Below are 22,559 nucleotides of genomic sequence, written 5' to 3'. Positions count from 1 at the left end.
TGGGAGCAGGGGGCCGGGAGCCCGGGGGCCGGGGGGCCGGGGCGGTCGGCTGCTCAGAGACCCAGCAGGTGACGTGCCTGCTCCACCACTCGGTCGGGTCGACGCATCTGGTGCCGGTCCACCTGCAGCACCAGCCAGCCGGCCTGGCGGATGAGGTTGTGGCGACGGAGGTCGACCCGCACCTGCTCCGGAGCCAGGTGGACCGAGCCGTCGTACTCGCAGCCGACCCGCAGGTCCGGCCAGCCCAGGTCGAGCCGGGCCACCACCCGCCCCTCGAGCTCCACCGGGCACTGGGTCGTGGGTTCGGGCAGGCCGGCGGCGGTAAGGAGCAGCCGGAGTCGCGTCTCGGGCGGTGAGTCGACACCGTCACGGCAGAGGTCGACGACCTGGTGTGCGGTCGCCAGCCCGTGCAGGCGGCGGTACCCGAGAACGGCCTGGCGGGCCTCGGAGGCGGTGAGCGTGGTCGCGCGCAGCAACGCATCCACCTGGGCGACCAGGTCCCCGACCAGAGCACCCGGCCGGCCCAGGCCCCGCGCCAGGTCGACGACGGTCCGGTCGAGGGAGGTGGAGGGCCCGAACGGGGTCGTCGTCACCTCGTCGTCCTCGAGCACGGCGAGGTGCGGCGTCACCTCGGTCGTCCTGGCCAGCCGGTGGCGGGTCGGGATGGCCACCGCCACCGGGTCGTCGGCGGCCGCGAAGACCGCTCCGTGGGCCCAGGCCGCGCTGCGGGTCAGCAGGACGAACCCCTCGTCGTGCGTGCGACGGAACGCCTGCAGCCGGCGACCGTGGTCGACGGGGATCGTCGACTTCTGGTGCGCCGCGTGCATGAGCTGCCGGTAGCGCGGACCACGGAGCACGTCGGGACTGACCAACCCCTCGGCCTCGGCGGTCGCGAACGGTTGGGAGTGCAGGAGCATGAGTCGTCGCGCGGCATCCATGCCCTCACCGTGCGACGGTTCGCCCGGCCGAGAGGCCGTCGCACGCGCCGCCTGTGGACCACCAGCGCCGCCCAGCCCTGTGCAGGCACGGGCGGGTGCCTCACCACGCGCTGTTGTGGGATCGGATCGGGGGCGTACGTGGCTTACGGCCCCGATGTCATCCCACAACCGGCGCCCGGTGGGGGACAGGCGCCCGACCGGGTGGCAGCGGGCGGCGGCGAGCGACGTGGGGGCGGATCGGGTTCGTCCGGGAGGTCCTGGCCCGGTTCGATCCCGCACGTGGCACGAGGCGACCCCGAGCCGCCATCGCGCCGGCCGGGCCGAGCCGCCGTCGCGCCCGTCAGGCCGGCGGCCGGATCCTCGCCGTCAGCCGAGCAACCGGGCCACCGCGCCGAGCGGGATCTGCAGCCAGGCGGGGCGGTTCCGGGCCTCGTAGACGACCTCGTACAGCGCCTTGTCCAGCTCGAGGGCGCGCAGCAGAGGGGCGTCGTCGCGCGGGTCCCGACCGGTGACCTCGCCGTAGCCGGCGCAGAACGCGTCCCGCGCCGCNAGCCGAGCAACCGGGCCACCGCGCCGAGCGGGATCTGCAGCCAGGCGGGGCGGTTCCGGGCCTCGTAGACGACCTCGTACAGCGCCTTGTCCAGCTCGAGGGCGCGCAGCAGAGGGGCGTCGTCGCGCGGGTCCCGACCGGTGACCTCGCCGTAGCCGGCGCAGAACGCGTCCCGCGCCGCCGCCGCCCAGGCCTGGGCGGCGTCGGGTGCCCGGGCCGCGTCGGCCTCGCCCCGGGAGACCACGTCGTGGCCGGCGGCGTAGTCCAGGGAGCGGAGCATGCCGGCCACGTCGCGCAGGGCGAGGTCGGGGACGGTGCGCTCGGCCAGCGGTCGCAGCGGCTCGCCCTCGAAGTCCAGCAGCACCCAGCCCTTGCCCGGGGCGTGGAGGACCTGACCCAGGTGCAGGTCGCCGTGGACGCGCTGCATCACGGGCAGGTCGCGCAGGTCGCCGAGCGCGGCGGCGTGCGCGTCGAGCCGGTCCGCGTAGGCGTCAAGGTCGCGGACGGCGTCACGCGCCCAGGCCACCCGCGTGCGGAGCGCCTCGACCATCGTGACCCGGGCGTCCTCGTCGACCGCGGTGGTGCCGAAGGCCAGCGCCAGGTCCTGGTGCACCCGGGCGGTCGCCGCCCCGAGCCCGCGGGCCTGCTCGTCGAAGGGGGTCCCGGCCCCGACGGCCGTCAGGGCCACCCGCCAGGCGTCCTCGCTGCCGGGCAGGAACTCCACCGCGACCGCGAGGTGGCCGTCCACGCCCGAGCCGTCGACGGCCGACCAGGAGCCGTCGAGCCAGCCGCGCAGCGCGGGCACGTGGGGGCAGCCGACCTCGGTGAGCGCGGCCAGGACCGCGACGTCGGGGTTGTCGCCGGGGTGCAGCGTCCGGAACACCTTGACGATGACGGGACCGCCGGTGACGGGCTCGACGATGATGCTGGTGTTGGACTGCTCGCCCTTGAGCACGCGCGAGGGCGACCCGGGCGCCGGGGCGGCCTCGCCGGTGGTCGACAGGGACGCCAGCAGCGCGGCCACGTACACCGGGTCGTGCGGGCCGTCGTAGACCCACCGGGTGCCGTCCTCGGCCTCGACCGTGCCCAGCAGCGCGTGCTCGGCGCCGGGCAGCGGGGCCGAGCGCGTGGTCAGGGGCACCTGCACCACGTCGACCCGCTCGCCGGAGTCCAGCCCGACCACGTGGACGTGCACCTCGACGTCGGAGCCCTGCGAGCCCGCGGGCAGCTCCCACCGGTAGGACCCCAGGTCACGCAGGCCCACCCCACGACCCTTGGCCGGGTACCAGCGCTGGGCCGGCATCCAGCCGTGCAGCAGCCCGTTGAGGGCGTCGAGGTCGCTCACGGGGCCGCCGGGCCGCCGACCAGGCGGAGCCAGAAGAAGTCCCGGCTGCCCAGCGTCAACGTGATCCGCCCGTCCGCGCCGACGTCGGGGAAGCCGTTGCCGCCGAACAGGTCGACGACGTGCGCGCCGGCGTGCCCCGGCAGCGTCAGGGTGACCGCCTGCGGCGAGGACGCCAGGTTGTGCACGGCCAGCACCGTCTCGGGGTCCTCGTGCTCGCCGCCGGGCGTGCCGTGGTCCAGCACGCGCAGGAACGACAGCACGGCCTCGTTGTCGCAGGCGTGGGCGTCGGTGACGACCGTGCCCGGCTCGACCAGGGGCAGGGCCACGAACGAGCCGAGCCCGAAGACGGGGTGACGCTTGCGCAGGGCGAGCATGCCGCGCACCCAGTGCAGCAGCGAGGAGCCCTGGGCCAGCTGGGCCTCGACGTTGACCCCGCCGAAGCTGTTGGTCAGCGACTGGACCACGGGCAGGTAGAGCTTGCCGGGGTCCGCGACGGTGGAGAACCCGGCGTTGCGGTCGGGGTTCCACTGCATCGGGGTGCGGACGCCGTCGCGGTCGTCCAACCAGATGTTGTCGCCCATCCCGATCTCGTCGCCGTAGTACAGGCAGGGGCTGCCCGGCATCGACAGCAGCAGGGCGTGGATCAGCTCGATCTCGGCGCGGCTGTTGTCCAGCAGCGTCGCCAGCCGGCGCCGGATGCCGACGTTGGCCCGCATCCGCGGGTCGGGGGCGTACCAGCCGTACATCGCCGCGCGCTCCGACGTGGTGACCATCTCGAGGGTGAGCTCGTCGTGGTTGCGCAGGAACGTGCCCCACTGCCCGGTCGAGGGGATCTCGGGGGTGTCGGCGAGGATGTCGAGGATCGAGCCGGCCCGCTCGTCGCGCAGCGCGTAGTACAGCCGCGGCATCACGGGGAAGTGGAAGCACATGTGGCACTCCGGCGCGGCGTCGTCGCCGAAGTACGGCGTGACCTCCTGCGGCCACTGGTTGGCCTCGGCGAGCAGGATCCGCCCCGGGTACTCCTCGTCGACGACCTTGCGGACCTTGGCCAGGAACTCGTGGGTGCGCGGCAGGTTCTCGCAGTTGGTGCCCTCCTCCTCGAACAGGTAGGGCACGGCGTCCAGGCGGAAGCCGTCGATCCCGGCGTCCATCCAGAACCGGACGACGTCGATGATCGCCTCCTGCACGGCCTCGTTTTCGAAGTTGAGGTCGGGCTGGTGGCCGAAGAATCGGTGCCAGAAGTACTGCCGCCGGACCGGGTCGAAGGTCCAGTTGGACGTCTCGGTGTCGACGAAGATGATGCGCGCGTCCGCGTACTTGTCGTCGGTGTCGCTCCAGACGTAGAAGTCGCCGTAGGGGCCCTCGGGGTCCGACCGCGACGCCTGGAACCACGGGTGGGCGTCGGAGGTGTGGTTCATCACCAGGTCCGTGACGACCCGGATGCCGCGGGCGTGCGCGGCGGAGACCAGCTCGGTGAACTGCGGCATCGTGCCGAACTCCGGCAGCACCGCGTAGTAGTCGCTGATGTCGTACCCGCCGTCGCGCAGCGGCGAGGCGTAGAACGGGGGCAGCCAGAGGCAGTCCACGCCCAGCCACTGGATGTAGTCGAGCTTGTCGATCAGGCCGCTGAAGTCACCGGAACCCGACCCCGTGGAGTCCGAGAAGGCCCGGACGAGGACCTCGTAGAAGACGGCCTTCTTGTACCAGTTGGGGTCGTTGTCCAGCCCAGGGCTGGACAGCTGAAGTCCCTGCACGCGTGGTCTCCTCGGGTGCCTGCGGTCGGCGGTGTCGGTGGGCGGTGCCGGGCGGTGGGGTCGGTCAGTGGGGGTGCACGGCGAACACGTGCGCGGTCTCGACGTACGGGTCGAGCCGGACGTAGTTGTACCCGCCCCAGGCGTAGGTGTGGCCGCTCAGCAGGTCGTGCACGGAGTAGCCCGACCCGGCCGGCAGCCCGAGCGTCGTCGGGTCGACGTGCACCATCGTCTCGTGCGCGGCGTGCGGGTCCAGGTTGACCACCACCAGCACGGTGTCGGCGCGGCCGGTGGGGGAGTGCTCCGCGGGCACGTGACGGGAGTAGGCGATGACGAGGTCGTCGTCGGTGGGGTGGAAGGTGATGCCCCGCAGCCGCTGCAACGACGGGTGCGAGCGCCGGATCTCGTTGAGCCGGGTGAGCAGCGGGGCCAGCGACCGGCCCTCCGCCTCGGCCGCGGCCCAGTCCCGGGGCCGGTACTCGAACTTCTCGTTGTCGATGTACTCCTCGGCCCCCGGCCGCGCCACGTGCTCGCCCAGCTCGTAGGCGGCGTAGATGCCCCAGCTGGGCACCAGGGTCGCGGCCAGCACGGCGCGGAGCCGGTGCGCGGCGGGCCCGCCGTGCTGCAGGAACGCGTGGAGGATGTCCGGCGTGCTCGGCCAGAAGCTGGGCCGCATGTAGTGCGCGGACTCCGTGGCGAGCTCGGTGACGTAGTCGGTGAGCTCCTCCTTGGAGGTGCGCCAGGTGAAGTACGTGTACGACTGCTGGAAGCCCACCTTGCCCAGGGTCCGCATCATCTGCGGCCGGGTGAACGCCTCGGCCAGGAAGATGACCTCGGGGTGGGCGGCGTTGACGCGGCCGATCACCCACTCCCAGAACTCGACGGGCTTGGTGTGGGGGTTGTCGACCCGGAACACGGTCACCCCGCGGCTGATCCACAGCTCGAGCACCCGCAGGGACTCCGCGTAGATGCCGTCCGGGTCGTTGTCGAAGTTGACCGGGTAGATGTCCTGGTACTTCTTGGGCGGGTTCTCGGCGTAGGCGATCGAGCCGTCGATCCGGGTCGTGAACCACTCGGGGTGCGCGGTGGCCCAGGGGTGGTCCGGGGCGCACTGCAGCGCGAAGTCCAGCGCCACCTCCAGGCCCAGGTCCTTGGCGGTCGCGACGAAGTGCGCGAAGTCCTCCTCGTCGCCCAGGTCCGGGTGGATCGCGTCGTGCCCGCCCGCGCTGGAGCCGATGGCCCAGGGCGAGCCCGGGTCGCCGGGACCCGGCTCCAGGGTGTTGTTGCGGCCCTTGCGGTTGACCTCGCCGATGGGGTGGATCGGCGGCATGTAGACGATGTCGAAGCCCATGGCCGCCACGGCCGGCAGGCGCTCGGCCGCGGTGCGGAACGTGCCGGACACCCAGCGCTTGGCGTCCTCGTCGTAGTAGGCGCCCTCGCTGCGGGGGAACAGCTCGTACCAGGCGCTGAACAGGGCCCGCTCGCGCTCCACGCGCAGCCGTTGCGGCGTCGACGCGGTGACGAGGTCCAGCACGGGGTGGCGGGCCACGACGGCGGCGACCTCGGGGCCGACCGCCGGGGCCAGCCGCGCCCCGACCGGACGGGCGGTGTCCAGCAGGGCGGTGACGGCGTCCTCGAGCAGGTCCACCGCGCCGGTGTCGCCGGCCTCGCGAGCCAGCTCGGCCGCGCGCCGCAGCACGGGCACGCCCTCGGCGAGCATGACGTCCACGTCCACCTCGGCCGCGATCTTGACCGTCGCGTTGTGCTCCCAGGTGGCGTACACGTCGGAGGCGCCCTCGACGTGGAAGGTCCAGTCGCCGGGGCCGTCGGGGACGAGGTCGCTGCCGTACCGGTCGCTGCCGGGCGACACCTCGACCATGCGGACGCGGGCCTTCTCGGTGCCGTCGGGGGCGGTGAGGACCGCGGTGGCCGCCAGCGCGTCGTGGCCCTCGCGGAACACCGTGGCCCGGACGGGGACGGCCTCGCCGACCACCGCCCGTGCGGGCCAGGCCCCGTCGTCCACGCGCGGCGTGACGTCCAGGACCGGGATGCGACCGACCGTGCGGGTCGACAGGTCGACCGCAGGGGCCGACCGTCCGGTCACGGGGCCGGGCGCAGAGGGCGAGGGGCGGGCGGGTGTCCGGTCGGCTGCCACGCGTCGACCGTACCGATGCCCGGCCACCTGCGGCACGTCCACGACGTCGTCGGCACCCCCGGGCGCGGCAGAGCCGTGCCTCGCCTCAGCGGATTACGCAACACCGAGACCGCGCAATAGGCCTCTGACCTGCAGAAACACTGTGTCCGGCGGCTATCGCAAATGCGTGTGGGTCGGTATCGTTCACAGCACGGACCGGACTCACGAGCTTGGAGCCAGACATGCCTGCAGGTACCGCACTCCCGATCGTCCACTCCTGCGAGGCGTCCTCGTGCGCCTACAACGGCGAGCACTCCTGCCACGCCGCCGCCATCACCATCGGCAACAGCGGGTCCGCCGCCTGCGAGACGTACCTCGGTTCCGACACCCGGGGCGGCACGGAGTCCGGTGCGGCCGCGGTCGGCGCGTGCAAGGAGGCGGGCTGCGTCCACAACGTCCGCCTGGAGTGCACGGCGGCCGAGATCGAGGTCGACTACAGCGCCGGGCACGCGGTCTGCCTGACGCACGCCACGGCCTGAGGTCGCCAGGCCCGACCAGCCGGCGGGTCACCCGTCCGGTCCCACTCCCAGGACGGTGTATCCCTGGGGGGGCGTAAGCGCTTACGCTCCTGTGACGTGAGAGCTATCCGGCGGTTCACCGTCCGTACCGTCCTGCCCGAGTCCCTGTCCCCCCTGGGCGACCTCGCCCTCAACCTGCGCTGGTCCTGGCACGCGCCGACGCGAGAGCTGTTCGCCTCGCTCGACGCCGCCAAGTGGGTCGAGGCGCGCGAGGAGCCGGCCCGCCTGCTGGGCCTGCTGACGCCCGAGGACCTGGAGGCCCTGGCTGGCGACCCCGCCGTCGTCGCCCGGGTCCGGGCCGCGGCCGACGAGCTGCAGGAGTACCTGACCAGCGACCGCTGGTACCAGCACCAGCAGGACGTACCCGCCGCGGTGGCGTACTTCTCGCCCGAGTTCGGCATCGCCGCGGCCCTGCCGCAGTACTCCGGCGGCCTCGGCATCCTCGCCGGCGACCACCTGAAGTCGGCGTCCGACCTGGGCGTGCCGATCGTCGGCGTCGGCCTGTTCTACAAGACCGGCTACTTCAAGCAGTCGCTCAGCCGCGACGGCTGGCAGCAGGAGACCTACCCCGTCCTCGACCCCGACGGGCTGCCGCTGTCGGTGCTGCGCGAGGCCGACGGCACCCCGGGCGTCGTCACCGTGGGCCTGCCCGGCGGGCGCCAGCTGCACGCGCACGTGTGGCGCTCCCAGGTCGGTCGTGTCCCGCTGCTGCTGCTGGACTCCGACATCCCCGAGAACGACGAGCGCGCCCGCACCGTCACCGACCGCCTGTACGGCGGCAGCAAGGAGCACCGCCTGCAGCAGGAGATGCTGCTGGGCATCGGCGGCGTCCGCGCCCTGCGCCTGTTCAGCCGGCTGACCGGCTCGCCCCGGCCCGAGGTCTTCCACTCCAACGAGGGCCACGCCGGGTTCCTGGGCCTGGAGCGGATCCGGGAGCTCGTCGAGGAGGGCCTCGACTTCGACGAGGCGCTCGAGTCCGTCCGGGCCGGCACGGTGTTCACCACCCACACGCCCGTGCCCGCCGGCATCGACCGGTTCGGCCGCGACCAGATCGAGACCTACTTCGGTGGGGACAACGCCGTCGCCGGGCTCGGCGTGCACAAGATCCTGGCCCTGGGCGCCGAGGACTTCGTCGGTGGCGACCCCAGCGTGTTCAACATGGCCGTGATGGGCCTGCGCCTCGCGCAGCGCGCCAACGGCGTGTCCCGCCTGCACGGCGTGGTCAGCCGCGACATGTTCGAGGGCCTGTTCACCGGGTTCGACCCCACCGAGACGCCCATCAGCTCCATCACCAACGGGGTGCACCACCCGACCTGGGTCGACACCCGGGTCGTCGACCTCATCGCGAAGCACGGCGGCGTGGACGGCGACGGCTCCGACCGGGGCGCCGTCGACTGGGCGTCGGTGGAGAACATCCCCGACGAGGAGATCTGGGCGCTGCGCCGCACGCTGCGCGAGCAGCTCGTCGTGGAGGCCCGCCGCCGGGTCCGCCGTTCCTGGCTGCGTCGGGGCGCCTCGCCCGCCGAGTTGCGCTGGGTGGACGACGCGTTCGACCCCGACGTCCTGACGATCGGCTTCGCCCGTCGCGTGCCGACCTACAAGCGGCTCACCCTGATGCTGCGCGACCCGGAGCGGCTGCGCTCGCTGCTGCTGCACCCGACGCGGCCGGTCCAGCTGCTCATCGCCGGCAAGTCCCACCCGGCCGACGAGCAGGGCAAGCGGCTCATCCAGCAGGTCATCCGGTTCGCCGACGAGCACGACGTGCGCCACCGGATCGCGTTCCTGCCCAACTACGACATCGCCATGGCGCAGTCGCTGTACCCGGGCTGCGACGTCTGGCTCAACAACCCGCTGCGCCCGCTCGAGGCGTGCGGCACCTCCGGCATGAAGTCGGCCCTGAACGGCGGGCTCAACCTGTCGATCCTCGACGGCTGGTGGGACGAGTGGTACGACGGCGAGAACGGCTGGGCGATCCCCACCGCCGACGGCGTCGACGACCCCGACCACCGCGACGACCTCGAGGCGGCCGCGCTCTACGACCTCATCGAGACCTCGGTCGCGGCGCGGTTCTACGACCGCGACGAGCACGGCCTGCCGCGTCGCTGGCTGCAGATGGTCCGCCACACGCTGGCCACGCTCGGGCCCAAGGTCCTCGCCGACCGGATGGTGGCCGACTACGTCAACGAGCTCTACGCGCCCAGCGCCCGCGGCTCCGCCTCGCTGGAGTCCGCGGCCGGCCACGCCGGGGCCAAGGAGCTCGCGGCGTGGAAGAACCACGTGGCCGGTGGCTGGCACGCGGTGCGGGTGGACCACGTCGAGTCCGGTGACGTGGCCGACAGCCCGCAGGTCGGCGACTCGCTGCGGGTCGACGCCTACGTCAGCCTGGGCGAGCTGCGGCCCGAGGACGTCTGCGTCGAGCTGGTCCACGGCCGGGTCAACGACGCCGACGCGCTCACCGACACCCGCAGCGCCCCGCTGGAGCACGTCGAGACCTACGAGCACGGCCGGCACAAGTTCTCGGCCACGATCGACCTGCGTCGCACGGGCGCGTTCGGCTACACGGTGCGGGTCCTGCCGACCCACCCCGCGCTGGCCTCGGTCGCCGAGATGGGTCTGGTCGCCAACGCCGGCTGAGCCGGCGAGCACGGACGCGAGGGGCGTCGACCGGAGCGATCCGGTCGGCGCCCTCGTGCGTCAGGACCGGTGCGTCAGGACCGGTGCGTCAGGGGCGGGTGGCCCGCAGGATCGTCAGGCTGCGCGCGGGCACGCTGATCCGCGAACCGCCCAGCTCGTCGCGGGGCGGGACCCCGACGCCACCCCCGGGCCCGGCCGGCCAGGCCGGGCGGGGCTGCTCGCTGGACCAGACGCGGCGGAACCGCTCGGCCCACGGCGGCTCCGGCAGCTGCACCTCTCGCGGGTGCGCCCCGCCGTGCAGCACGACCAGGAACGACGACGGGCGCATCGGGGCGCCGTCGGGGGAGACGGCCCGGTCGGCCTCGGGCACGCCGTCGCCGTTGAGGAGCATCAGCAGCGTGCGCCGCCACGGGTCGGACCAGTCGCCCTCGGACAGCTCGTCGCCGTCGCCGTCGAACCAGCCCACGTCGCGGGTGCCGTCGGCGCGCCGAGCCGGTCGTGCACCGAAGAACCGCTCCTGCCGGAAGACGGGGTTCTCGGCGCGCAGCCGCAGCAGGAACGCCGTGGTCTCGGTGAGGTCGCGCTGCCACGGCGCGAGCTGCCAGTCGTGCCAGGTCGTCTCGTCGTCCAGGCAGTAGCCGTTGTTGTTGCCGCGCTGGGTCCGGCCCAGCTCGTCACCCGCGAGCAGCATCGGCACCCCGGTCGACACCGCGAGCGTGCCCAGCAGCGCCCGCAAGGTGCGGTGGCGGGACTCGATGATCGTGACGTCCTCGGTGGGGCCCTCGTGGCCGTGGTTCCACGACAGGTTGTGCCCGTGGCCGTCGCGGTTGTCCTCGCCGTTCGCCTCGTTGTGCTTGTGGTCGTAGGCGACCAGGTCGGCGAGGGTGAACCCGTCGTGCGCGGCGATGAAGTTGACCCCCGCGAGGGCGGTCCGGTCCCCGCCGCGACGTCCGTGGCCGAAGACGTCCTCCGAGCCCGCGAGCCGGGTGGCCAGGTCGCGCACGCCGGGGCCGGGGCGGCCCTCGAGCTCGGCGCGGGAGCCCGCCAGCCAGAAGTCCCGGACCGAGTCCCGGTACTTGTCGTTCCAGTCCACGAACGGGACGGGGAACTCCCCGGTCCGCCAGCCGTAGGGCCCGATGTCCCAGGGCTCGGCCACCAGCTTGACGTCGCCCAGCACCGGGTCGGTGCGCACTGCGACGAGGAACGGGTGGTCGCGGTCCCAGCCACCGACGCCGTGGGAGTCGTCGGCGCGCCGGGCCAGGGCGGGGGCCAGGTCGAATCGGAACCCGTCGACCCCCATCTGCTGCACCCACCAGCGCAGCGAGTCCAGCGTCAGCCGGACCACCTCCGGCTGGGAGGAGTCCAGCGAGTTGCCGGTGCCCGTGACGTCGCGGTAGGACCCGCCGTCGGTCCGGTAGTACGTCGCGTTGTCCAGCCCCCGCCACGACAGCGTCGGACCCCCCACGCCGCCCTCGCAGGTGTGGTTGTAGACGACGTCCAGCAGCACCTCCAGGCCCGCGGCGTGCAGCGCCGTCACCATGTCCCGGAACTCGTCCAGCACAGCGGCCGCGTCCTCGCCACGACGGACGGCGGCGCTGTAGCGCGGCTCCGGCGCGAAGTACGACAGCGTGTTGTAGCCCCAGTAGTTGACCGCCCCCCGGGACGCGAGGTGCTCCTCGGCCGAACCGGCGTGCACCGGCAGCAGCTCGACCGCGGTGACGCCCAGGCGCTGCAGGTGCTGCACGACCACCGGGTGCGCCAGGCCGGCGTAGGTGCCGCGCAGCTCGGGCGGCACGCCGGGCATGCGCATCGTCAGGCCCCGGACGTGGGTCTCCAGCACCACCGTGGCGGCCCAGGGGTGGCCCGGCCGGTCGTGGTCGAGGACGTCGGGGTCGGCGACCACGACCCCGACCGGGGTGTGGCCGAGCGAGTCCAGGCGGCTCCGCTCCTGGCTCGGTCGCCCGTCGACGACGACGTGGTCCTTGACGGCCGGCCCCATGTCGACCGCGCCCTCGACGACCCGGGCGTACGGGTCCAGCAGCACCTTGTCCGGGTTGTGCCGCTGGCCGTGGTCGGGGTCCCAGGGCCCGTGCACGCGCAGGACGTACCGCTGCCCGGCCCGGACGCCGCTGACGTGCCCGTGGTGGACGCCGTGGGTGACGGCGGGCAGGGTGACCCGCTGCTCGCGCCAGCCGCTGGTGGCCGTCGGGTCGCGCTCCAGCAGGCACAGCTCGACACGCTCGGCGTGGGCGGCCAGGACGGCCACGTCGACCCCGTCCCCGGCGGGCCGGCAGCCCAGCGGGTACGGCCGACCGGGACCCGTCACGCGGACCTGGGGCGCCACGGCGTCGTCGACCACGTGCGCAGTCTGCCCACCCGGGGCCCGGCTGGCAGACTCGGGTCCATGGATCGGGCGGAGCAGACCGGTACGGACAGGGACGAGTCGGGCGGCGTCGAGGGACGCGCGGACGGTTCGGGGTCGAGCGTGGCGTGCGGTGAGCACGTGACGTTCTCCACCGACGGGCGGATCGGGACGCTGCGCCTGCTGCGCCCGCCGATGAACGCCATCGACGGCGCGGTCCGCGACGGCATCCGCGAGGCGGTGCGCCACGCCCGCAGGAACAGGGTCGGGGCCCTGGTCGTCGTCGGCTCGCCGAAGGTGTTCGCCGCCGGCGCCGACATCAAGGAGATGGCCGGCCTGGGCCCGGCCGACGTGCTGCACCTGGCCGGTGACCTGCAGGGGGCGCTGGACGAGCTGGCCGCGCTGCCGGTGCCGACCGTGGCCGCGATCACCGGCTACGCCCTGGGCGGCGGGTTCGAGCTGGCCCTGGCCTGCGACTTCCGGGTCGTCGACGCCGAGGCCAGGGTCGGCCTGCCCGAGATCACGCTGGGCCTGGTGCCCGGCGGCGGCGGCACCCAGCGCCTGGCCCGGCTGATCGGCAGCGCGCGGACCAAGGACCTGGTGTTCTCCGGGCGGATGGTCGGCGCCGAGGAGGCCCTGGCCCTCGGCCTGGTCGACGAGGTCGCCGCGCCCGGCACGGTCGAGCAGGCCGCGCGGGCTCGCGTGTCGTGCTACGTCAACGGCGCCGCCGTCGCGATCGGTGCGGCCAAGGACGCGATCGACCACGGCCTGGACGGCGACCTGGCGTCCGGGCTGCAGCTGGAGCGGGCGCTGTTCGCCGCCCTGTTCGGCACCCGCGACGCGCAGCACGGTCTGGCCTCCTTCGTCGAGCGGGGGCCCGGCAAGGCCGAGTTCGAGGGCCGCTGAGATGGCGGAGGAGACGCCCGACGCGAAGGACGGGCCCGAGCCCGAGGAGCAGGGGGCACCGGCGGTCCGCCCGGCCAGCGAGGCCGAGGTCGAGGCCGCCTGGGAGGACACCGACCTGGCCCAGGTGCTCTACCACGACTGGGAGTCCGGCACCTACGACGACAAGTGGTCGATCAGCTTCGACGACCGCTGCATCAGCTTCGCGTCCGACCGGTTCGCCCACGCCCTCGGTCCGGCCGCCGCGGACGTCACCCGGCCGATGGGCCGGGCGCTGGAGATCGGCGCGGGGACGGGGTTCTTCTCGCTCAACCTGCGGCAGGCGGGCTGGCTGGACGAGGTCGTCGTCACGGACGTGTCGCAGGGCATGGTCGACGTCGCCCTGGGCAACGCCCGTCACCTGGGCTACGACGACGTCCAGGGCGCCCAGGCGGGCATCACCGAGCTGCCCTACCCGGACGCCTCCTTCGACCTGGTGCTCGGCCACGCCGTCCTGCACCACGTGCCGGACGTCGAGGCCGGCCTGCGGGAGTGCCTGCGCGTCCTGCGGCCCGGCGGACGGTTCGTGTTCGCGGGGGAGCCGACCGTCATCGGCGACCGGTACGCCCGCGCCCTGGGCCGGGCGACCTGGGCGGTGACCACCCGCATCACGCACCTGCCGCCGCTGCGGGCGCGCTGGGCCCGCAGCAAGGAGGAGCTCGACTCCTCCTCCCGGGCCGCGGCGCTGGAGGCCGTCGTCGACCTGCACACCTTCGACCCGGGCGACCTGGCCCGGACCGCGCTGCGGGCCGGCGCCGTCGACGTCACCACCGCGACCGAGGAGCTGCTGGCGGCGGTCCTGGGCTGGCCCGTGCGCACCTTCGAGGCCGCGGTCAACCCCGACCGGCTGGGCTGGGACTGGGCGATGTTCGCCTACAAGGGCTGGCAGCGCCTGGGCGCCGTCGACAAGGTCCTCAACAAGGTCCTGCCCGACGCGCTGTTCTACGACGTGTCGGTCACCGGGGTGAAGGCCTGACCTGACGGACCGGTCACCCACCGTGAGAGGTCTCTCACGCAGATGAGAGCCCTGCCACGCGCGGCTCATCCTGGTCCCACCCCGACCGGACATCTTCTGTTCACCGACGGTTCAGCCGCCCCGTTCCAGCGGGGTGCCCGTCGTGAGCCGGAGGAGTCCTCGTGGACGAGACGAGCCGGGCGCGCCCCGCCCAGGTGCGACGCGTCGCCCTGTACTCCCACGACACCCAGGGGTTGGGCCACGTCCGTCGCAACATCGCCGTGGCGGCCGCCCTGGTCGCCGCGGACCCCGCCACCAACGTCCTGCTGCTGACGGGGGCCCCGGAGGCCACGGCGCTGCCGCTGCCGCCCCGGACCGAGGTCCTCACGCTGCCCGCGGTGGGCAAGGACCTGCACGGCGCCTACACCAGCCGGGTCCTGGACGCCCCGCTGTCGGACGTCCTGGACCTGCGCACCGCGGTGATGACGGCCGCGCTGCTGTCGTTCCGGCCCGACCTGCTCGTGGTCGACAAGGTGGCCCGCGGGGTCGGCAAGGAGCTCGACGGGGTGCTGCGGGTGCTCCGCTCCGCGCTGCCGACCAAGGTCGTCCTGGGGTTGCGCGAGGTGCTGGACGAGGAGGGCGTGGCCCGCGCCGAGTGGCACCGCGACCGCACCGAGCAGGTGCTGGCCGACAGCTACGACGCCGTCTGGGTGTACGGCGACCCGGCCGTGTTCGACCCGGTGCACGAGTACCGCCTCGGACCCCGCGTCGCGGCCATGACGTCCTACACGGGGTACCTCGGCCGGGGGCGCGGCGACGGCACCCGCATCCGCACCCGGTCGCAGGCCCGCGTCCGCCCGCCCCGCGACCCGTACGCCCTGTGCCTGGTGGGGGGTGGCCAGGACGGCTTCCTCCTGGCGGACGCGTTCCTGCGGGCACCGGCGCCCGAGGGGTTGGAGACCGTGGCGGTCAGCGGGCCCTACATGTCCCCGGAGCATCGCGGGGCGCTGCGGGCGGCGGCCGAGGTCAACCCGGCCGCCCGGTTGCTGGAGTTCGTGCCGGACGCGGTCGAGTTCGTGGCCGGCGCCGCGGCCGTGGTGTCGATGGCCGGCTACAACAGCGTCTGCGAGGTGCTCGCCGCCGCCCGGCCCGCGCTGCTCGTGCCCCGCGTGGTGCCACGGCTGGAGCAGATGGTGCGGGCGGAGCGGCTCGCGGGGCTGGGCCTGGTCGACCTGCTGCACCCGGACGACTGCACCCCGGCCGCGCTGGGGGACTGGCTCGCCCGCACCGTCGGTGCGGACCGGCTGCCCGGTCGTCGCGTCGTCGACCTGGACGGCCTGGCCCGGCTGCCCGCGCTCGCCCGGCACCTCGTCGCCGGCACCACCCCCACCCACGACCAGGAGGTCGACCGTGTCGCCGTCTGAGCACGCCCCCGCCACCGTCCCCGGCCGCGTCGGCTACGTCCTCAAGATGTACCCCCGGTTCTCGGAGACCTTCGTCGTCGACGAGCTGCTCGCCCAGGAGGCCGCCGGTACGCAGGTCGACGTCTTCTCGCTGCGCCCCCCCGCCGACGCACGGTTCCACGCGGCGCTGGCCCGGGTCCGGGCGGAGGTGACGTGGGTGTCGTCCTCGACGCCGCGGGCCGGGGAGGCGTGGCAGCAGCTCGCGCACGCCGCGGACGCCCTGCCGGGCCTGCCCGCGCTGTGGCCGGAGCTGCTGCGGCACGACCTGCGCGACGTGCTGCAGGCCGTCGAGGTGGCCACGGCGGTGCGGGCCCGCGGCCTGGTGCACCTGCACGCCCACTTCGGCAGCGTGGCCACCACCGTCGCCCGGCTGGCCGCGCTGATGGCGCAGGTCGGGTACTCGTTCACCGCGCACGCGAAGGACATCTTCCACCGCTCGGTGGACGACGACGACCTGCGGGACAAGCTCCGCGACGCCCTCGCGGTGGTGACGGTCAGCGACTACAACCTGGCCCACCTGCGCGAGCGCTTCGGCTCCGACGCCGACCGGGTGGTGCGGGTCTACAACGGCATCGACCTGCGCTCCTTCGCCTACCGCGAGCCCGCCCGCCGCCCGCGCCACGTGGTGTCCGTCGGACGCCTGGTCGAGAAGAAGGGCCTGTCCGACCTGGTCCGGGCCGTCGCGCTGCTCGCGGCCGACGGCGACCCGGTGACCTGCGACGTCGTCGGCTCGGGGCCCCTGCACGACGACCTGGCCGCCCAGGTCGAGGCGCTGGGCCTGACCGGTCGGGTCCGCCTGCTCGGGGCCTGCACCCAGGACGAGGTGCGCGAGCACGTGGCCCGCGCGGCCGTGTTCGCCGCCCCCTGCGTCGTCGGGACGGACGGCAACCGCGACGGCCTGCCCACCGTCGTCCTGGAGGCGATGGCCCTGGGGACGGCGGTGGTCGCCACCCCGGTCACGGGGATGCCCGAGGCCGTCGTGGCCGGCCGCACCGGCCTCCTGGTGCCCGAGCACGCCCCGCACGAGCTGGCTGCGGCGCTGCGACGGCTGCTGGACGACGAGCCGCTGCGCGTCGACCTCGCGACGGCTGCGCGGGCCCTGGTGCAGGAGCGCTTCGACCGCGACGGCCAGGCCCGGGCGCTGCGCGTGCTGTTCGCGCGGGCGCGGACGCGCCCCGCGCCCGAGCTGCGGGAGGCGGTGCCCGTATGAGCGTGGTCGTGGGACCCGGCTCGCGGGTGGCCGTCGTCAGCTGCGACCCCGGTATCCCCGTGCTGGGGAACAAGGGGGCCTCGGTGCACCTGCAGGCGGTCCTCCGTCAGCTGCTGCGGCGCGGGGCGGAGGTGCACCTGCTCACCCCGCGGCCCGGGGGCCCCGGCCCCGACGGGGGGGCGACGGGTGACCTGGCGCCGGTGGTCGTCCACCGGCTGCCCGCGGTGGCGGGGGCGGGTCCGCTCGCGCGCGAGGGCTCGGCCCGGCGCAGCGACGTGGCCGTGGCCGGCGTGCTGGACGGGCTCGCCGCGTCCGGGCCGGTGGACCTCGTGCTGGAGCGGTACTCCCTGTGGGGTCGGACGGCGACCACGTGGGCGGCTCGCCGTGGGGTGCCGTCGGTGCTGGAGGTCAACGCCCCGCTGGTGCGCGAGCAGGCCACCCACCGCGTGCTGCACGACCGGGCGGCGGCGGAGGCCGTCGCGGTGTCGGCCCTGCGGTGCGCGGGTGCCGTGGTCTGCGTCAGCGAGCCCGTGGCCCGGTGGGCCCGCGGGACGGCCGAGCCCGCACGGGTGCACGTGGTCGCCAACGGCACCGACACCGAGCGCATCACCCCGGCGGTGCGTCCCGGCGGGGTCCGGCCGCTCACGGTCGGTTTCGTCGGCACGCTCAAGCCGTGGCACGGCACCGAGCACCTTCTCGACGCCGTCGCCCTGCTGCTGGCCCGCGAGCCCGGCTGGCGCCTGGTCGTGGTCGGCGACGGGCCCGAGCGCGAGGCGCTGGCCCGGCGCGCGGAACGGTCGGGCATCTGCGACGCGGTGGAGCTGGTCGGGTCGCTGCCGCCGGAGCAGGTGGCCGCCCGGCTGCACGGCGTGGACGTGGGCTGCGCCCCGTACGCCGACGCCGACGACTTCTACTTCTCGCCCCTCAAGGTCTACGAGTACCTGGCCGCGGGTCTGCCCGTCGTCGCCAGCCGGGTGCCCGGCATGGCGTCGCTGCTGCGCGACGGCGAGCTCGGCCGCCTCTGCCGTCCCGGGGACCCCGCGGACCTCGCCGCGGCGCTCGCCGACCTGGCCGCGGACCCCGTCGCGCGGGCCCGTACCGGCGTCCTGGCCCGCGCCGCGGCCGAGCGGGACCACACCTGGTCTTCGGTGCTCGACCGGGTGCTGCAGGTGGCGACCACGGGCCGCGAGGACAGGCCGGTCCGTGCGGCGCACGCCTCGGCCGAGGCGGTGGCGTGAGGATGCCCGCCCGACCGAGGATCACCCGCCGACGCCCCCAGACGCTACGGGAGTCCACCCCCGGCATCCGGCGCACCCTGCGCCAGTTCCGCCCGCACATCGTGCAGGAACGCCGGCTGCTGGTGGCGGGCAGCGTCGCGCTGCTCTCGACCGTGGCCATGCGGCTGCTCGAGCCCTGGCCGCTGAAGTTCGTCATCGACGCCGTCGTCACCGCCAACGGCGCCGACATCGGGGTGGCCCAGCCCGCGGACCTGGGCACCGTGCTGCTGGTGGCGAGCCTGGGGCTCGTGGCGGTGGTGGCCCTGCGGGCCCTGGCGGCCTACCTGATGACCGTCTTCTTCGCGCTCGCCGGCAACCGGGTGCTCACCCGGGTCAGGGCCGAGCTCTTCGCCCACCTCAACCGCCTGTCGATGTCGTTCCACGACACGGCCCGCACCGGCGACCTGGTCACCCGGGTCACCGGAGACATCGGCCGGCTGCAGGAGGCCACCGTCACCGCGGCGATGCCGCTGGTGGGCAACCTGGTGACGCTGGTGGGGATGCTGGTCGTCATCGCCGTGCTCGACTGGCAGCTCGCTCTCGTGGTGCTCGTCGTCTTCCCCCTCTTCGGTCTGATCTCCGTCCGCCTCACGCGACGCATCAGCGGGGTCTCGCGCAAGCAGCGCGTCAACGAGGGGGCGCTCGCCTCGCTGGCCACCGAGTCCCTGGGCGCCATGAAGCTCGTGCAGGCCTACTCCATGGAGAAGCCGCTGCAGGACGCGTTCGGCGGCAGCAACGTCAAGAGCCTCAAGGAGGGGGTCAAGGCCAAGAAGCTGGCCGCCGGCCTCGAGCGCAAGACCGACGTGCTCGTGGGTGTCGCGACGGGCCTCGTCCTGTACGTCGGGGCGCTGCGGGTCGTTGAGGGGGCCCTGACGCCCGGTGACCTGACGGTGTTCCTCACCTACCTCAAGACGGCGTTCCGGCCGATGCGCGACATGGCCAAGTACACCGGCCGCCTCGCCCGGGCCGCCGCGAGCGGCGAGCGGGTCGTCGACCTGCTCCGCACCGAGCCGGACCTGCAGGACCGCTCCTGGGCCCGCGAGGCCCCGGCGCTGCGGGGTCACGTGGAGTTCCGCGACGTGACGGTCGAGTACGTGCCCGGCCACCCGGTCCTGCGCGGCGTCGACCTGGTCGTGCAGCCGGGGGAGCGGGTCGGCGTCGTGGGGCCCTCGGGCTCGGGGAAGTCGAGCCTGGTCACGCTGCTGTCCCGGCTCCGTGACCCGGACCGCGGCCAGGTCCTGATGGACGGGCACGACCTGCGGGACCTGACGATCGCGTCGGTACGTCGGCAGGTGACGGTGGTGCTGCAGGAGAGCGTCCTGTTCGCCACCACCGTCCGGGAGAACATCGTCAGCGGCGCCCCCGGGGCCGACATGGCGCAGGTGGTCGCCGCGGCCAGGCTGGCCGGGGCCCACGAGTTCATCGAGGCCCTGCCGCAGGGCTACGAGACGGTCGTCGGCGAGCGGGGCACGACGCTGTCCGGCGGCCAGCGGCAGCGGGTCGCCATCGCCCGGGCCGCGATCCGGGACGCGCCGGTGGTGGTCCTGGACGAGGCGCTCACCGGGCTGGACACCGGCACCGAGGACGAGGTGGTCGAGGCGCTGGGCCGGCTGACCGCGGGCCGCACCACCTTCGTCGTCACCCACGACGTGGAGAGCGTCCGTGACGCCGACCGCGTGGTGCGGATCGAGTCCGGCCGGGTGACCGCCTCCGGCCGCCCCGAGGAGGTCCTGGGTGCGGCACCGATGGACCTGCGGACCCGGGTCCGGCGCCCGGAGGCCCCCGGGCCGGTCCGGGCCCGAGCAGGGGGCACGGCTCGTGGGACGTCCTGACCACGATGACGTCGCCCGGTTGCTGGCGGCGGACCCCGGGGTGCCGGGCCTGCCGCTGCTGCTGGACGACGACGCCCTGACGGGCTGGCTGGCCGACCGGCTCGGCCCGTCGGCCGTCGCGGGCGGGGTCCGTCGTCGGTACCTGCGGTGGAAGCCGGGGGCAGGCGGTGTCGCTCGGGTGCGGGCCGGTGAGGCCGACCTGTTCCTGGCCGTTTGGCACCGCGACGGCGCCGCCAAGCTCGACAAGACGGTCGCGCGGGGCGGACGGTCGGTCGTCCTCGGCGACCGCGACGCGCTGGCCGTCCTGGGGATGCCCGCGGCCGACCGCGACCTGCCCGCGCTCAGCCGGCTGCTGGGGCCCGGGGCGGACCTGCCCCTCGGGCGGCTGGACGACGTCGACGACCGTTCCCGGCAGCGGCTGCGCCGGGCCGGCGGCACCAGCCGGCAGACCTCGACGCTGGCCTGGAAGCCGCAGCGGCGCTGGGTCGGCCTGACGGGCTCCGACGGCCGCGGACGGGTCGTGCTCCGCGCGTACCCGCCGGACGTCCTCGCGGACGTGCAACGGCGGTACCAGGCGGTGGCCCGGACGATGGCCGGGGTGACGCCCGCGGTCCTGGGTCGGGACCGCAGGCGGGGCCTGCTCGCGGTGGAGCACCTGCCGGGCCGAGGCCTGGACCGGTTCGCCGGGGCGGAGGCGGCCGAGCCGGACCGGGCCGCGGGGGCCCTGCTGGCGAGCCTGCACGGCGCTCCCGGGACGCAGGCCGGTGGCGGGGGTCCCGACGGGGTCGGGGTGCTCGGCGTCGACGCGGAGTGCCGTGCCGTGGCGGCCGCGGCCGCCACGGTCGAGCTGCTCGCGCCCGACGCCGGTGCGGCGGCCCTGGCCCGGGAGGTGGTGGACGCGCTGCGCGCGCTCGGTGCGTCGGAGCCCGTGCTGCTGCACGGCGACCTGTCGGCCGACCAGGTGGTCGTCGCACCCTCCGGGGAGGTCGGGCTGATCGACCTGGACGAGGTCGTCGTCGGCCCCGCCTGCTACGACCTGGCCGGCATCACCGCCTCCTGGTGGCTCCACGACCCCGAGGCCGCCGCCGCCCGGGTCTCGGCCCTGCTCGAGGGTTACGCGGACCGTCGGGGTGCCCCCGGGCCCGACGGGCTCCGGGTCAGGCTCGCCGCGCACCTGCTCCGCCGGGCCCCCGAGGCGTTCCGCTCGGGTCGACGGCGGTGGCCGCAGCACGTGCGCGACGTCGTCCGGCGCGCCGAGCGTGCGCTGCACGGGGAGGCCCTGACGGGGACCGACCTGGCCACGCCGCGTGCAGGGCTGGTGCGGTGAGGGGGCTGCCGGCGGTCCGCGCGGACCTGGCCGCCCACGGCCTCGACCTGCTCCGCGCCTGGCCCAGGGACCAGGGGCACCTGCTGCTGCACGTGCGCAGCGCCGACGGCGGGGACGCCGGGTGGGTCGCGGGGCAGTGGTTCGCCGACGACGACCGCGCCGGCCACGTCGCCGAGCGCACCCGGCGCCCCCACGGGCCCGGGGTCGAGCACCTGCCGGGCACCGGCGTCGTCCTGCAGCCCGGTGGCGCCGACCGCAGGCTGACGACGTTGACGACGTTGCTGAGCCGCGACGGGGCCAGGCTGGTGGCGCACCGCCCCGAACGCCGCGGCGTCGTGGTCGCACCCGACGGGACGACGTTCACGAAGGTCGTCCGCCCCGAGCAGGTGGACGCGCTCGAGGCCTCGGCCCGCTGGCGACCGGACGGCGTCCGCGTGCCCGAGGTCCTGGCGGTCGACCGCGACGCGGGGACGGTGACCACGGCGGCCGTCCCCGGACGGACGCTGCACGAGCTGGGGGAGCAGGCGACGTGGCAGGCCTGGCGAGCAGTCGGCCGCGCCGTCGCCGCCCTGCACGCCGCCCCGGCCCCGCCCCGGTCGCGGCCGCACGGCCTCCGTGCCGAGGCCGACGTCACCCGCACCTGGCTGGAGCGGGCGCTCCGGCACGGCGCCCTGGGCCCGGGGCGGGTCGAGGCGCTGCGGTCCGGGGCGGAGGCGGCGCTGCAGCGCCTCGACGGCTCCGTCTCGTCGGGCGCCCCCGTGACCGCTCACCGCGACCTGCACGACAAGCAGGTGCTGCTCAGCGGGGACGACGCGACCGGCTGGTCGGCGTCGGTGCTCGACCTCGACCTGGTCGCCGTCGCCGAGCCGGGGCTCGACCTGGCCAACCTGCTCGTGCACCTGCTGCTGCGCGACCGGCAGGCGGCCCTGCGCAGCGGCGGGGCCGCCCCGGCCCGGGCCGCGACGAGCGCGGCGGCGTTCCTGGCCGGGTACGGGCCGGTCCCGGACCCCGACCGGGTGGCCGACCTGGCCGTCCTGGCCGCGGCCCGGGTCGCCGCGGTCTACGCGTTCCGCGCCCCCCTGAGCCCCGGTACGGCCCACGACGACGACGTGGGCGGGCCCGACGTGGGGGAGCGGGTGGTGGCCGCCGTCCAGGCGGGCCCGCCCGGTCTGGGCGGGGGGAGGGCCGGCGTCGTCCCGGGGTGAACCCGGTCCCCGGCGGCTGCCGCTGGTGCCGCGCGCGCGGGGGCCCGGACCTGCTA

Annotated in this window: 15 protein-coding genes; 10 read left to right on the top strand and 5 right to left on the bottom strand. The window is 74.9% G+C overall.

Going from position 1 to position 22,559, the window contains the following annotated elements:
- Positions 1-53: 53 nt before the first annotated feature.
- The 4 genes from ACR80Q_RS17265 to ACR80Q_RS17250 all read right to left on the bottom strand — a co-directional run bounded on the left by ACR80Q_RS17265 (position 54) and on the right by ACR80Q_RS17250 (position 6,739).
- Positions 54-938, bottom strand: coding sequence for an endonuclease domain-containing protein (locus ACR80Q_RS17265; RefSeq protein WP_435378890.1), 885 nt, complete (start codon positions 936-938; stop codon positions 54-56).
- 143 nt (positions 939-1,081) lie between these two features.
- Entirely contained in the window at positions 1,082-2,791 is a 1,710-nt protein-coding gene (locus ACR80Q_RS17260; protein WP_435378892.1) for a maltokinase N-terminal cap-like domain-containing protein, read from the bottom strand.
- A gap of 38 nt (positions 2,792-2,829) precedes the next feature.
- A complete protein-coding gene (treS, locus tag ACR80Q_RS17255; RefSeq protein ID WP_435378889.1) occupies positions 2,830-4,587 on the bottom strand; it encodes a maltose alpha-D-glucosyltransferase in 1,758 nt (585 codons plus the stop codon).
- Between the two features lie 64 nt (positions 4,588-4,651).
- Positions 4,652-6,739: an alpha-1,4-glucan--maltose-1-phosphate maltosyltransferase gene (locus ACR80Q_RS17250; protein WP_435378888.1), complete on the bottom strand. Its 2,088-nt coding sequence runs from the start codon at positions 6,737-6,739 to the stop codon at positions 4,652-4,654.
- A gap of 221 nt (positions 6,740-6,960) precedes the next feature.
- Between ACR80Q_RS17250 and ACR80Q_RS17245 the strand changes: the two genes are divergently transcribed.
- Complete coding sequence (locus ACR80Q_RS17245; RefSeq protein WP_435378887.1) at positions 6,961-7,257, top strand: DUF1540 domain-containing protein; 297 nt, start codon at positions 6,961-6,963, stop codon at positions 7,255-7,257.
- 96 nt (positions 7,258-7,353) lie between these two features.
- Positions 7,354-9,930 carry an alpha-glucan family phosphorylase gene (glgP, locus tag ACR80Q_RS17240; protein WP_435378886.1) on the top strand — a complete coding sequence of 859 codons (2,577 nt, stop codon included), beginning with the start codon at positions 7,354-7,356 and terminating at the stop codon, positions 9,928-9,930.
- Between the two features lie 88 nt (positions 9,931-10,018).
- Here glgP and glgX read toward each other — a convergent pair whose 3' ends face one another.
- Positions 10,019-12,289 carry a glycogen debranching protein GlgX gene (glgX, locus tag ACR80Q_RS17235; RefSeq protein ID WP_435378885.1) on the bottom strand — a complete coding sequence of 757 codons (2,271 nt, stop codon included), beginning with the start codon at positions 12,287-12,289 and terminating at the stop codon, positions 10,019-10,021.
- Positions 12,290-12,433: 144 nt separating this feature from the next.
- On the opposite strand from glgX, the gene ACR80Q_RS17230 reads away from it, so the two are divergent.
- The 8 genes from ACR80Q_RS17230 (at position 12,434) to ACR80Q_RS17195 (ending at position 22,503) form a co-directional block, all read left to right on the top strand.
- Positions 12,434-13,198: an enoyl-CoA hydratase/isomerase family protein gene (locus tag ACR80Q_RS17230; RefSeq protein WP_435378884.1), complete on the top strand. Its 765-nt coding sequence runs from the start codon at positions 12,434-12,436 to the stop codon at positions 13,196-13,198.
- Position 13,199: 1 nt separating this feature from the next.
- Positions 13,200-14,210, top strand: a complete 1,011-nt coding sequence (locus tag ACR80Q_RS17225; RefSeq protein ID WP_435378883.1) for a class I SAM-dependent methyltransferase — start codon at positions 13,200-13,202, stop codon at positions 14,208-14,210.
- A 161-nt stretch (positions 14,211-14,371) separates the two neighbouring features.
- The gene (locus ACR80Q_RS17220; RefSeq protein ID WP_435378882.1) at positions 14,372-15,613 is read left to right on the top strand and encodes a glycosyltransferase family protein; all 1,242 of its coding nucleotides are present in this window, start codon (positions 14,372-14,374) and stop codon (positions 15,611-15,613) included.
- A complete protein-coding gene (locus tag ACR80Q_RS17215) occupies positions 15,600-16,862 on the top strand; it encodes a glycosyltransferase (RefSeq protein WP_435378881.1) in 1,263 nt (420 codons plus the stop codon). The genes ACR80Q_RS17220 and ACR80Q_RS17215 overlap by 14 nt, the downstream gene beginning before the upstream one ends.
- Positions 16,859-18,100, top strand: a complete 1,242-nt coding sequence (locus ACR80Q_RS17210) for a glycosyltransferase (protein ID WP_435378880.1) — start codon at positions 16,859-16,861, stop codon at positions 18,098-18,100. Before ACR80Q_RS17215 ends, ACR80Q_RS17210 begins: the two co-directional genes overlap by 4 nt.
- Positions 18,101-18,102: 2 nt before the next feature.
- On the top strand, positions 18,103-19,971 hold the full coding sequence (locus ACR80Q_RS17205; RefSeq protein ID WP_435378891.1) for an ABC transporter ATP-binding protein: 1,869 nt from the start codon (positions 18,103-18,105) through the stop codon (positions 19,969-19,971).
- Entirely contained in the window at positions 19,958-21,298 is a 1,341-nt protein-coding gene (locus tag ACR80Q_RS17200; RefSeq protein WP_435378879.1) for a phosphotransferase, read from the top strand. Before ACR80Q_RS17205 ends, ACR80Q_RS17200 begins: the two co-directional genes overlap by 14 nt.
- Complete coding sequence (locus ACR80Q_RS17195; RefSeq protein ID WP_435378878.1) at positions 21,295-22,503, top strand: BUD32 family EKC/KEOPS complex subunit; 1,209 nt, start codon at positions 21,295-21,297, stop codon at positions 22,501-22,503. Before ACR80Q_RS17200 ends, ACR80Q_RS17195 begins: the two co-directional genes overlap by 4 nt.
- Positions 22,504-22,559 lie beyond the last annotated feature (56 nt).

Origin of the sequence: Aquipuribacter aurantiacus, assembly GCF_051216895.1 — a bacterium.
Taxonomy (GTDB): domain Bacteria; phylum Actinomycetota; class Actinomycetes; order Actinomycetales; family JBBAYJ01; genus Aquipuribacter.
Note: the sequence above shows the minus strand (reverse complement) of the source record. Positions and strands in the feature narration are given on the sequence as shown.

What these genes read in the sequence shown, in the direction of transcription:
- ACR80Q_RS17205 (WP_435378891.1), top strand. Translation starts at nt 18,103, where the DNA reads ATGCCCGCCCGACCGAGGATCACCCGCCGACGCCCCCAGACGCTACGG.
- ACR80Q_RS17210 (WP_435378880.1), top strand. Translation starts at nt 16,859, where the DNA reads ATGAGCGTGGTCGTGGGACCCGGCTCGCGGGTGGCCGTCGTCAGCTGC.
- ACR80Q_RS17225 (WP_435378883.1), top strand. Translation starts at nt 13,200, where the DNA reads ATGGCGGAGGAGACGCCCGACGCGAAGGACGGGCCCGAGCCCGAGGAG.
- ACR80Q_RS17245 (WP_435378887.1), top strand. Translation starts at nt 6,961, where the DNA reads ATGCCTGCAGGTACCGCACTCCCGATCGTCCACTCCTGCGAGGCGTCC.
- ACR80Q_RS17265 (WP_435378890.1), bottom strand. Translation starts at nt 938, where the DNA reads ATGGATGCCGCGCGACGACTCATGCTCCTGCACTCCCAACCGTTCGCG.